At 67.5% G+C, this 11,560-nt stretch carries 12 protein-coding genes; 3 read left to right on the top strand and 9 right to left on the bottom strand.

Annotated features, from left to right (window positions below; translation table 11 throughout):
- Positions 1-130: 130 nt before the first annotated feature.
- On the top strand, positions 131-763 hold the full coding sequence (gene gstA, locus AC07RM_RS29905; protein WP_495336820.1) for a glutathione transferase GstA: 633 nt from the start codon (positions 131-133) through the stop codon (positions 761-763).
- A gap of 9 nt (positions 764-772) precedes the next feature.
- On the opposite strand, the gene AC07RM_RS29900 is transcribed toward gstA, so the two are convergent.
- Both AC07RM_RS29900 and AC07RM_RS29895 read right to left on the bottom strand, forming a co-directional pair.
- Positions 773-1,102, bottom strand: coding sequence for a peptidyl-tRNA hydrolase (locus AC07RM_RS29900; protein ID WP_208509857.1), 330 nt, complete (start codon positions 1,100-1,102; stop codon positions 773-775).
- Between the two features lie 45 nt (positions 1,103-1,147).
- The gene (locus AC07RM_RS29895; protein ID WP_495336819.1) at positions 1,148-1,567 is read right to left on the bottom strand and encodes a surface-adhesin E family protein; all 420 of its coding nucleotides are present in this window, start codon (positions 1,565-1,567) and stop codon (positions 1,148-1,150) included.
- Between the two features lie 180 nt (positions 1,568-1,747).
- Here AC07RM_RS29895 and AC07RM_RS29890 point away from each other — a divergent pair, with 180 nt between their 5' ends.
- Positions 1,748-2,809, top strand: coding sequence for an alpha/beta hydrolase family protein (locus AC07RM_RS29890; RefSeq protein ID WP_495336818.1), 1,062 nt, complete (start codon positions 1,748-1,750; stop codon positions 2,807-2,809).
- Positions 2,810-2,865: 56 nt separating this feature from the next.
- Here AC07RM_RS29890 and AC07RM_RS29885 read toward each other — a convergent pair whose 3' ends face one another.
- The 6 genes from AC07RM_RS29885 to AC07RM_RS29860 all read right to left on the bottom strand — a co-directional run bounded on the left by AC07RM_RS29885 (position 2,866) and on the right by AC07RM_RS29860 (position 8,901).
- Positions 2,866-3,603 carry an amino acid ABC transporter ATP-binding protein gene (locus AC07RM_RS29885; protein ID WP_093354121.1) on the bottom strand — a complete coding sequence of 246 codons (738 nt, stop codon included), beginning with the start codon at positions 3,601-3,603 and terminating at the stop codon, positions 2,866-2,868.
- 38 nt (positions 3,604-3,641) lie between these two features.
- Positions 3,642-4,331 (bottom strand): amino acid ABC transporter permease, encoded by a 690-nt coding sequence (locus AC07RM_RS29880; protein ID WP_057590982.1) that lies wholly within the window; start codon positions 4,329-4,331, stop codon positions 3,642-3,644.
- A gap of 1 nt (position 4,332) precedes the next feature.
- Positions 4,333-5,061: an amino acid ABC transporter permease gene (locus tag AC07RM_RS29875; RefSeq protein WP_093354052.1), complete on the bottom strand. Its 729-nt coding sequence runs from the start codon at positions 5,059-5,061 to the stop codon at positions 4,333-4,335.
- 93 nt (positions 5,062-5,154) lie between these two features.
- Complete coding sequence (locus tag AC07RM_RS29870) at positions 5,155-6,054, bottom strand: amino acid ABC transporter substrate-binding protein (protein WP_093354050.1); 900 nt, start codon at positions 6,052-6,054, stop codon at positions 5,155-5,157.
- A 168-nt stretch (positions 6,055-6,222) separates the two neighbouring features.
- Positions 6,223-7,677 carry an aspartate ammonia-lyase gene (locus AC07RM_RS29865; protein ID WP_296776841.1) on the bottom strand — a complete coding sequence of 485 codons (1,455 nt, stop codon included), beginning with the start codon at positions 7,675-7,677 and terminating at the stop codon, positions 6,223-6,225.
- A 237-nt stretch (positions 7,678-7,914) separates the two neighbouring features.
- On the bottom strand, positions 7,915-8,901 hold the full coding sequence (locus tag AC07RM_RS29860; protein ID WP_093354046.1) for a LysR substrate-binding domain-containing protein: 987 nt from the start codon (positions 8,899-8,901) through the stop codon (positions 7,915-7,917).
- A gap of 131 nt (positions 8,902-9,032) precedes the next feature.
- Here AC07RM_RS29860 and AC07RM_RS29855 point away from each other — a divergent pair, with 131 nt between their 5' ends.
- Entirely contained in the window at positions 9,033-10,475 is a 1,443-nt protein-coding gene (locus AC07RM_RS29855) for an amidase (RefSeq protein WP_495336817.1), read from the top strand.
- A 6-nt stretch (positions 10,476-10,481) separates the two neighbouring features.
- Here the strand turns inward: AC07RM_RS29855 and AC07RM_RS29850 are convergent, their stop codons facing one another.
- The gene (locus AC07RM_RS29850; protein WP_495336816.1) at positions 10,482-11,420 is read right to left on the bottom strand and encodes a 2-hydroxyacid dehydrogenase; all 939 of its coding nucleotides are present in this window, start codon (positions 11,418-11,420) and stop codon (positions 10,482-10,484) included.
- Positions 11,421-11,560: the final 140 nt, after the last annotated feature.

Raw genomic sequence — 11,560 nt, 5'->3', positions numbered from 1 at the left:
GAGAAGAGGGCCGCAGGTATATTTTTTTAACCTAGCGGCAGTTTATGTGCCTTCTTCCAAATCCACGCCCGGTTCCTAACATGGCCCGAGGCGCTCCCCAGCGCCATGCCCCTCGACCATCGAAGAACCCATGAAGCTCTACTACATCCCCGGCGCCTGCTCGCTCTCGCCCCATATCGTGCTGAACGAACTCGGCCTCGACTTCAACCTCGTCAAGGTCGACCACAAGACGCACAGAACGCAGGACGGCCGCGACTTCCGCGAACTCAGCCCCTTCGGCTATGTCCCGCTGCTCGAGCTCGACGACGGCACATTTCTGCGCGAAGGCCCCGCCATCGTTCAGCACCTGGCCGACCTGAAGCCGGCGTCGCGCATGGCGCCGGAGAACGGCAGCCTCGAGCGCTATCGCCTGCAGGAATGGCTGAGCTTCCTGACCTCGGAAATCCACAAGGGCTTCATTCCCCTGCTCTATGCCGTGCTCGCCGGAAAGTACGGTGTCGAGACCGCGAAGCCCAAGCTCGAGCAGCGCTATGCCTGGATCGACGAGCAGCTTGCCGACCGCGACTACCTGATGGGCGACACCTTCACGGCCGCCGACGCGTACCTCTATGCGCTGACCCAATGGGGCCAGGCCGCGTGGCTCGCGTCCGTCTACAGGGCCGACATCCATTTCGATGGGCTGGACAACCTGCGGGACTGGTATCAACGCGTGCGGGCGCGGCCCGCGGTGCGCAAGGCGCTCGATACCGAAGGGCTCAGGTAAGACGCGTCATCAGGACTCCGGCACGGCAGGCGGCGCATCTTTGTAGAGCCGAAGAAACTTGAACATCTTCGGCCACTCTTCCCGAGGCTTGAAGACGATCGCCACCTCCCGGTTCTCCAAGGCGGATTCGGTCAAGACCAGATGGTCCGCGACTTGTTTCGCATTCTCGAACTCCTTGGCATTTGCCTTGCAGACCGCCTTGAAGAAAGGACCGGCCAGCCATTGCCGTGTTTCGGGCTCATCCTGAAACTTGAGATAGCCGGCCAGCGAGGCATGGGCGACCGCGACCATCGCAAAGCCCAACGGAATGTCGTCTCGAACCAGGATGTACATCTTCATGCGATTGCGCACGCCACGGGCGTGTCCTTCCTCGGTTGGCACCGATCAACGCGCTCCGGCACACACGTTCTTGAACACGATCCCGCTCACCGTCGTCGGCCCGCCCACCGCCTTCCACTCGCTGCGCCGGCTCAGGTCGATGTCGTGCGCTTCCAGCGGCCCGTTGTGGCTCACGACGCGGCGCATCTTCTCGCGCGCGCCCTTGCAGTCGTAGTCGTAGAGGTAGCGCGAAGTGCGGTACGGGGTCTTGCCGACATCGGTCTGCAGTTCGTCGTAGCGGTAGAGCGTCCAGGCCTCGACGGCATCGCCGTGCGGGCGGATCGAATCGCGCTGCAGCAGCACCTTCTTGCGCGCAGTTGACGCGATCTCGGTCCAGTCCTCGCCGGCTTGCGCCGGCTTCAGCGTCATCAGCGCGGCCGCCGTGCAGACCGCCACCGCGCAGTATCTGGATGGATGGAAGCCCATTCTTTTCACCCCCGTGCCAATACGACAGCGGGAGATGGTCGCACGAAATCCGCGGCGCGAAGACCGCGACCGCTCCCGTCGCTTGGCGCCGCCTTTCGCGCACTTCATCGCATTCGCCTGGCCGCCGCGCCTTCCCGCGGCAACCATGCGCACTCCACCGACCCCGCCATGGAGACCCCGATGCGCGCCACTGCCCTCCTCTCTCGCCACGCCCTGCTGCTCGCCTCGGGCCTGCTGCTGTCCTGCCAGTTGCTGGCTGCCGAGGCCGGCTGGCGGCAGGTCCGCATTCCGGGCGCCACGCCCGACGCCGCGCCGACCGTGGTCGCGCTCTACTACCCGACGCAGGCCACGCCTCGCACGACGGCCATGGGGCCGTTCACCGTGCGCGCCGCGATCCAGGCGCCGCCAGACGAGAAGTTCAAGGGATTGATCCTGCTGAGCCACGGCCTCGCCGGCACCGAGCTGGGCCACGGCAGCCTGGCCGAGGCGCTCGCGCGCGCGGGCTACCTGGTGGCGGCGCTGCGCCATCCGGGCGACAACTGGCAGGACGGCTCGCTGCTGAAGCAGGGCGGAGCCGCCTACTTCGGCGAACGGCCGCGGCAGGCTTCGCACGTGATCGACGCCCTGCTGCAAGACCCGCAATGGAAGGACCGTATCGCGCGCGACGACCAGGGCCCGCGCATCGGCGCCGTGGGCCACTCGGCCGGCGGCTACACGGTGCTCGCGCTCGCGGGCGCGCAGGCCGACCTGTCCCGCATCGCCGCGCATTGCGCGAGCGAGCGCGCCGCCGATCCGATCTTCTGCGGCGTGGGCCGCGATGGCGGGACGGCCGCGGCGCCCACCGCCCCCACCGCCCCGGCCGCATCGCTGCTGCCTTCGCTGCGCGACCCGCGCGTGCGCGCGGTCGTGGCCATGGCCCCGGCCGGCGTGCCCTTCACGGCCGCGTCGCTGGCGCAGGTGCGGGTGCCCACGCGGATCTACGAAGCCGAGCAGGACCGCTTCCTGGTGCCGCGCTTCCATGCAGAATGGATCGCGCGCAACATGCCGGCCGCCGAGCTGCAGCGCATCCCGAATGCCTGGCACTTCGCGTTCATGGACACACCGTCCATGCCCATTCAGACGCCCGATGGCGACATCGCCGCCGATCCGCCGGGCTTCGACCGGCAGGCGCTGCTGGCACGCCTGGGGCGGGAGATTCCGGCCTTCTTCGACGAGGCACTGCCGAAGTCCCCGGCGCCATGAAAAAGGGCCATGCCGTCGCCGGCATGGCCCTTATCGTTTGTCGCAAGGCGCAGCGTTCAGTGCTGCAGGATCTTGTTGAGGAAGTCCTTGGTACGCGGCTGGCGGTTCTCGGGCTGGCCGAAGAACTCGTCCTTCGAGCAATCCTCGAGGATGCGGCCGCCGACGTCGATGAAGATCACGCGGCTCGCGACCTTGCGGGCGAAGCCCATTTCGTGCGTGACCACCATCATGGTCATGCCTTCCTTGGCCAGGCTCACCATCACGTCGAGCACTTCGCCGACCATCTCGGGGTCGAGCGCCGAGGTGGGTTCGTCGAACAGCATCACGATCGGGTCCATGCTCAGTGCGCGGGCGATCGCCACGCGTTGCTGCTGGCCACCCGAGAGCTGGCCCGGGAACTTGTCCTTGTGCGCCATCAGGCCCACGCGGTCGAGCATCTTGAGGCCGCGGGTCTTGGCCTCGTCGGGCGTGCGGCCCAGCACCTTGATCTGCGCGATCGTGAGGTTCTCGGTCACCGACAGGTGCGGGAACAGCTCGAAGTGCTGGAACACCATGCCGACCTTGGAGCGCAGCTTCGGCAGGTTGGTCTTGGGGTCGTGCAGCGGGATGCCGTTGACGGTGATCTCGCCCTTCTGGAAGGGTTCGAGCGCGTTCACGGTCTTGATGAGCGTGGACTTGCCCGAGCCCGAGGGACCGCAGACCACGACCACGTCGCCCTTGGCGATGCTGACGGAGCAGTCGTTGAGCACCTGCACGGGGCCGTACCACTTGGAGACGTTCTTGATTTCGATCATTTTTTCGGACATTTCTTTCTCTCCGGTTCAGTGCTCTGTCAGCGGATGATGGCGATTTTCTTGTGCAGGCGCTTCACCAGGTACGACAGCGCATAGCACATCACGAAGTACACGACGGCGGCGAGCAGGTAGGCCTCGATCGGGCGGCCGAAGTTCTTGCCCGCGGTCTCGAAGCCCTTGAGCATGTCGTAGGCGCCGATGGCGTAGACCAGCGAGGTGTCCTGGAACAGGATGATGGTCTGCGTGAGCAGCACCGGCAGCATGTTGCGGAAGGCCTGCGGCAGCACCACGAGGCGCATGTTCTGGCCGTAGGTCATGCCCACCGCCTGGCCCGCGTTCACCTGGCCGCGCGGGATCGACTGGATGCCCGCGCGCATGATCTCGCTGAAGTAGGCGGCCTCGAACGCGACGAAGGTGATCACGGCCGAGATCTCGGAGCGGTAGTTGGAACCCACCGAGCCGAACAGCGAATAGAACGAGGCCGGCACCAGCAGGAAGAACCACAGGATCACCATCACCAGCGGGATGCTGCGCATGCCGTTGACGTAGAGCGCCGCGGGCGCATCGAGCCACTTCTTGCCCGACAGGCGCATGAGCGCGAGGATCGTGCCGAAGATCACGCCGCCGATCGTGGCCACCACCGTCAGCATGATGCTGAAGTAGAAGCCCTTGATCACGAAGTTGCTGATGACGTCCCAGTTGTAGAAGGACAGGTCGAGATTCATCATGTCAGTGTCCTCCGCCGCCGCTGGCCGAGACGATGAAACCCGGTACGCGGGTCTTCTTCTCGATGAAGGCCATGAGCCGGTTGATGGCCAGGGCCGACACCACGTAGCACGCCGTCACCGCGAGGTAGACCTCGATGCCGCGCGAGGTTTCTTCCTGCGCCTGCATGGCGAACATGGTGAGTTCGGTGACCGACACGGCGAACGCGACGGACGAATTCTTGAAGATGTTCATCGTCTCGCTCGTGAGCGGCGGGATGATGATGCGGTAGGCCATCGGCAGGATCACGTAGCGGTAGTACTGCGCCGTGGTGAAGCCCACCGCCATGCCCGCATAGCGCTGGCCCTTGGGCAGCGCCTGGATGCCCGAGCGCACCTGCTCGGCGATACGCGCCGAAGTGAAGAAGCCCAGCGCCAGCACCACCAGGATGAAGCTCGGCACGCCCTTCATGACCGGGACCAGCGCCGGAATGACGTGGTACCAGAGGAAGATCTGCACCAGCAGCGGAATGTTGCGGAACAGCTCGACCCAGGCATTGCCCAGCCTCACCAGCCACGGGCTGTCGGGCAGGGTGCGGATGATCCCCACCAGCGAGCCCAGCACCAACGCGACGATCAACGCCAACAGTGCCACGGACACCGTCCAGCCCCAGGCCGACAGCATCCATTGCAGATAGGTCGGATATTCCCCCCCGGGGTCCTGCAGGAAGACCTGCCAATCCCAGTTGCCCATTTTTCTTACTCCTTCGCCTTCTTCCGAAAATCAGTCCCTGAAAAGAAACGCCCACCGCGAAAGGTGGGCGTCATTCACGCAGCGACGCGACGCTTATTCCTTGGTCACGTACTCTTCAGCGGGCTTGTCGTTCGGGTTGGCCCATGCGTTCTTGGTGGCTTCGCCCAGCGGCAGGTTGATGGTGACGTTTGCCGGGGGGATCGGCTTCAGGAACCACTTGTCGTAGAGCTTGGCGAGTTCGCCCGACTTGGCCTGGGCCTTGATGCTGTCGTCCACGGCCTTCTTGAAGGCGGGGTCGTCCTTGCGGATCATGATGGCGATGGGCTCGACGGCGAGCACGTCGTTCAGGATCTTGTAGTCCTTCGGCGACTTGGACTTGGCGGCCAGCGCGGCCAGGATCGAGCCGTCCATCACGAAGGCGTCGGCACGGCCGGTCTCGAGCAGCAGGAAGCTGTCGGAGTGGTCCTTGCCGTAGACCTCCTTGAAGGTCAGGTTCTCGGCGCGCTTTTGCTTGCGCACGGTCTGCAGCGGCGTGGTGCCGGTGGTGGTGGCGACGGTCTTGTCCTTCAGGTCGGCCAGCGAGTTGATGCCCGAGTTCGCCTTCACGACGATCTTGGTTTCCTCGACGTAGGTGGTCACGCCGAAGGCCACGTCCTTCTGGCGGGTGGCGTTGTTGGTGGTGGAGCCGCACTCGATGTCGACGGTGCCGTTCTGCACCAGCGGGATGCGGTTCTGCGAGGTCACGGGCTGGTACTTGACTTCGAGCTTCTTGCCGGCGGCCTTCTCGAGGTCCTTGATGATGTTGGCGCAGACGTCGTAGTGGAAGCCGGTGTATTGGCCGTTGCCCAGCGTGTACGACAGACCCGAGGATTCACGCACACCTTCGGTGATGACGCCCGATGCCTTGATCTTGGCCAGCGTGTCATTGGCCTGCGCCATCGCGCCGCCGGCGGCCAGCGCCGCGATTGCCAATGCCAGTACTTGCTTTTTCATACGGAAAACTCCTGAGGGTGACGGAAATGAGAGATACAACGAAATTCTAGACATGATGTCTCGGGGGAATACCCGGACCAACCCGGTGCATTTTCCCCGAGCCGCGCACCGGCCGGGCGCATAAGGCGCCTGGCTGGTGCGGACACAGGATTTGGCATTGTCCGGCTTTCACAAAGCAGCCTTTGTGCCCGACGGTTCCGCGGCCGGCGGCACCGGCACGGACAGCCGCACGGGCTGGGTCAGGTTCTCCGGAACCAGCAGCGCGTCCATCTCGGCGCGCGTCATGATGCCCAGCGATTCGGCGACCAGGTCGATCGGCCCGCCCGTGGCCAGCGCGGTCTTGGCGATCAGCGCGGCCTTCTCGTAGCCGATCAGCGGATTGAGCGCGGTGACCAGCGTGACCGACTCGCGCACCCGCCTGGCGAGGAACTCGCGGTTGGCCTCGATGCCGTCGACGCAGTTCAGCTGCAGCGTGTTGCAGGCGTTGCCCAGGTGCTTGATGCTCTTGAACAGGCTCCAGCCCATGATCGGCTCGAAGGCGTTGAGCTGCAGCTGGCCGGCTTCGGACGCCATGGTCACGGTGATGTCGTTGCCGATCACCTCGAAGGCCACCTGGTTCATCACCTCCGGGATCACCGGGTTGACCTTGCCGGGCATGATCGACGAGCCGGCCTGCCGCGCGGGCAGCCGGATCTCGCCGAAGCCGGCCTGCGGGCCGCTCGAGAGCAGGCGCAGGTCGTTGCAGGTCTTGCTGAGCTTGGTGGCCACGCGCTTGAGCACGCCCGACAGCTGCACGAAGGCGCCGGTGTCCTGCGTGGCCTCGATCAGGTTGGCGGCCTGCTTGAGCGGCACGCCGGTCTGCTCGGCCAGGTACTGGCAGGCCAGGTTGGCATAGCCGTGCGGCGCGTTGATGCCGGTGCCGATGGCGGTGGCGCCGAGGTTGATCTCCTCGATCAGCGCGCGCGCCTCGCCGAGGCGGGCCTCGTCCTCGCCGATCATGATGGCGTAGGTCAGGAACTCCTGGCCCAGGGTCATCGGCACCGCGTCCTGCAGCTGGGTGCGGCCGATCTTGAGCACGTCCTTGAACTCGAGCGCCTTGGCCTCGAAGCTGCGGCGCAGCGCCGCCATGGCCTCGAGCAGCTTGCCGATCGCGAACCACAGCGCCAGCCGCACGGCCGTCGGGTAGACGTCGTTGGTGCTCTGCGAGGCGTTGACGTGGTCGTTGGGATGCAGCACGTCGTAGCGGCCCTTCTCGTGGCCCAGCTTCTCGAGCGCGAGGTTGCAGATGACCTCGTTGGCGTTCATGTTGGTCGAGGTGCCGGCGCCGCCCTGGATCACGTCGACCACGAACTCGTCGAGCAGCTTGCCCTCGATCAGGTCGTCGCAGGCCAGGATGATCGCGGCCGCGCGGTCGCGGTCGATCGCGCCGAGGTCGGCATTGGCGCGCGTGGCGGCCTTCTTCACGAAGGCCAGCGCGCGCACCAGGTCGGGCATGGCCGACACGCGGGTGCCGGAGATCGCGAAGTTCTCGACCGCCCGGGCCGTGTGCACGCCCCAATAGGCGACGGCGGGAATCTGCTTCTCGCCGAGGAAGTCGTGTTCGGTTCTGAAGTTGGAGCCCATACCCACCTCTCGGCTGAAAAAAAGCACGCGAGAACGCGTGCCATGGAGTTGCGGTCGTTCGACCCGTGGCCGAAAAACTGCCCGGACTGTAGGGGCGTCATGGCACGGACGCCAATGCTGTTTACGGGAACACTTATGCCTGACTTTTATAGATTGTGCAGTGCACAAACCCGGCCCCAAAGGCTATACCCAAACGCCCGGCCCGACCAGCGGCGCTCTCCCTACGAGGCCCCGGAATCAGCGCGGCGGCTGGGTGCCGACGAGGTACGACCACAGCGCGTCGGCCGAGCTCTTGGGCTGCAGCGACTCGAGCCCGGCGGCCTTGGCGGCGGCCCGGCCGCCCGCGCGCGTCTGCAGCGGCGCCTGCGGGCGCTCGCGGTAGGCGCGGATCTCCATCGTGGCCTCGAGCCGGTCGATCTCGGGCGGCAGCGCGCTCACCAGCTTGCGCATGCGCACCTCCTTGCGCACCGCGCTCTGCGGCAGGAAGGCGATGCCGTGGCCCTCGAGCGCCATCACCTTCAGGCCCTCGGCCATGTCGGTCTCGTAGACCCGGTCGAGGTGGATCGCGGTGCCCGATTCCTTGAGCAACTGGTCGACCACGCGGCCCAGGTAGGCGCCCGGCGCATAGCCCAGGTAGGGCAGCGGCTGGCCGGCGCGGCCCGGCAGCCGGTAGCGCGGCGCGCCCTCGGCGTCGGCCTTGACCCAGGGCGCCACGGTCTCCTCGCCCAGGCTCACCATCTCGTACTTGTTGGCGTCGAGCTGCAGCGGCTGCGAGGGGTGGTGGTAGGCGATCAGCAGGTCGCAGCTGCCCTCGACCAGCCGCAGCACGGCGTCGTGCACGTTGAGCGCGATCAGCCGGCTCTTGATCGGGCCGAAGTGCTCGCGCAGGCTGGTGACCCACGAGGGGAAGAAGGTGAAGGCCAGCGTGTGCGGTATCGCGAACTCGATCACGTCCTGCCCGGCGGCCGAATGGCCGCGCAGCATGGCGCGCGTGCTCTGCAGCGCCTGCAGCATCTCGATGGCCTGGCTGTAGAGCGTCTGGCCCGCGGGCGTGAGCCGCGTGGGATAGGAGCTGCGGTCGACGAGGTCGGTGCCGGCCCAGCCCTCCAGCGCCTGGATGCGGCGCGAGAACGCCGGCTGGGTCACGTGCCGCAACTGGGCGGAGCGGCTGAAGCTGCGCGTCTCGGCCAGGCTGATGAAGTCTTCGAGCCACTTGGTTTCCATGGCGGGCGATTATGTGCCGCCGCGCGCGGGGCCGCGCCGGCCGGTGCTCGGGGACAACCCGCCCCCGGTCCGGCCCCGGGCGGCGCCGCGCTGTCACATACTGGCGCCTCGTCCTTCTCCGACCCCACGCCATGCCCACCGACGACCTCCTCGCCCTCAGCGCCACCGCCCTGTCGCGCCGCCTCGCCGAACGCAGCCTCTCGTGCCGCGAGCTGATGCAGGCCACGCTCGCGCGCATCGAGGCCCTGAACCCGCGCTTCAACGCCATCGTCTCGCTGCGGGACCCCGGCGCGCTGCTGGCCGAGGCCGACCAGCGCGACGCCGAGCTGGCGCGCGGCGAGCGCCGCGGCTGGATGCACGGCTTTCCGCTCGCGGTGAAGGACCTGAGCCATGCGGCCGGCCTGCCGACCTCGAAGGGCTCGCCCTTGCCGCCGCGCACGCCCGCGCGCACCGACAGCCTCCACGTGGCGCGCATGCGCGCGGCCGGCGCGATCGTCATCGGCAAGACCAACACGCCCGAGTTCGGCCTCGGCTCGCACACCTACAACACGGTGTTCGGCACCACGCGCAACGCCTACGCGCCCGAGCGCAGCGCGGGCGGCAGCAGCGGCGGCGCGGCCGTGGCCCTGGCGCTCGGCATGCTGCCGGTGGCCGACGGCAGCGACATGATGGGTTCGCTGCGCAACCCGGCGGCCTTCAACAACGTGATCGGCATGCGGCCCTCGCGCGGGCGCGTGCCCGGCGATCCCGACGAGGAGCTGTTCTTCCAGCAGCTCGGTTGCGAAGGCCCGATGGCGCGCACGGTGGAGGACACCGCGCGGCTGCTCTCGGTGCAGGCCGGTTTCGACGGCCGCGTGCCGCTGTCCTCGCCGCATGCCCTGCCCGCGCCCGACGCCTTGCAGATCGAGGGCGAGGTGCGCGGCCTGCGCATCGGCTGGCTCGGCAGCATCTGGAGCGACCTGCCGCTCGAGCCCGGCGTGCTCGCGCTCGGCGAGAGCGCGCTCGCCACCTTCCGCGCGCTGGGCTGCGAGGTCGAGCCCTGCACCCTCGACGTGCCGCGCGCCCACAACTGGAGCGCCTGGCTGCGGCTGCGCCAGCTGCTGGTGGGCGGCAAGCTCGGTGCCTACATGAACACGCCCGCGCTGGTCGAGCAGCTCAAGCCCGAGGCGCGCTGGGAGATCGAGCAGAGCCGGCACCTCGATGCCGCCTCGCTGTTCCAGGCCTCGGTGTGGCGCTCGAACGTCTACCGCGCCTTCCTGTCGCTGTTCGAGCGCTTCGACTTCGTGCTGGCGCCGACCGCGCAGGTCTTTCCCTTCGACGCCGAGCTGCACTGGCCCGCGCAGGTGGCCGGCGTGCCGAGCGACACCTACCACCGCTGGATGGAGATCGTCACGCCGTTCACGCTGGCGGGACTGCCCACGCTCAACGTGCGCGCGGGCTTCGGCGAGGCGGGCCTGCCGATGGGACTGCAGCTCGCGGGGCCGATCCATGCGGACCTCGAGGTGCTGCGGCTCGGGCATGCGTACGACGAGGCCTGCGGGTGGGGCGACCGCAAGCCGCCCGTGCTGGGCTGAGTTCGCTCAGACCGGCGTGAGCACGCCGCGCCCCGCGAAGTGCCCCTCGGCATTCGCGATGAAATGGTCCACCGACTTCTGCGTCGCCTCGGGCGACCAGCCCGCCAGATGCGGCGTCAGCAGCACGTTGTCGAGACCGATCAGCTGTTGCGGCGGCTTCGGCTCGCTCTCGTAGACGTCGAGGGCCGCGCCCGCGATGCGGTTCTCGCGCAGCGCCGCGGCCAGTGCCTCGGTGTCGACCACGCTGCCGCGGCCGATGTTCACCAGGTAGCCCCGGGGGCCGATCGCATCGAGCACCTCGGCATTCACCAGGTGGCGCGTGGCGGCGCCGCCGGGCGCGGCCAGCATCAGCACGTCGGCCCAGGCGGCCAGCGACTTCAGGTCGCCGAAGTAGCGGTGCGACACGCCCTCGCGCGGCGAACGGTTGTGATAGCCGATCTCCATGTCGAAGCCCGCCGCGCGCTTGGCGATCTTCTGGCCGATGGTGCCCAGGCCGAGGATGCCGAGCTTCTTGCCCGACACGTTGGGCGGCTGCGGGATCGCCTCGCGCCACACGCCTTCGCGGCACTGGCGGTCGAGGGTGCGGAAGCCGCGCACGATGGCGATCAGCAGGCCGAAGGCATGGTCGGCCACGCAATCGTCGTTGGTGCCGGCGCCGTTGGCGGTGACGATGCCGCGCGCGCGGGTCACCTCCAGCGGCACGCCCTCGAAGCCCGCGCCCAGGCAGCAGATGAGCTCCACCTTGGGCATGGCCTCGATCTCGGCCGGCGTGATGCCGATCACGCCGATGGTCAGCACCGCGCGGAATTCATGGCCGCGCGCGGCGATCGCGGCCGCGCGGGCTTCGTCGCCCGGCGCATAGGCCACGTCGTAGACCTCGGCAATCTGGGCCTGGTGGGCGCTCGAGAGGCTGTTGAGCACCAGCAGGGGAATCTTGGTCGACACGTCTGAACTCCTGGAATCGTCGATGAGGAAGGGAAATGATCGGGCTAGGGCCTGTTAACACTATGCAAGGGGTCGCGTTGCCCCGCAAAGGGGCTGGATGCAAGGCGCCCGCGCGCAGCAAGGCGTCCGCCTTGCAAGCG

The sequence above is a fragment of the Variovorax sp. GW821-FHT09B05 genome (genome assembly GCF_059418265.1).
The sequence above is the reverse complement of the archived record's forward strand: the minus strand, read 5'-3'. Positions and strand labels throughout refer to the sequence as shown.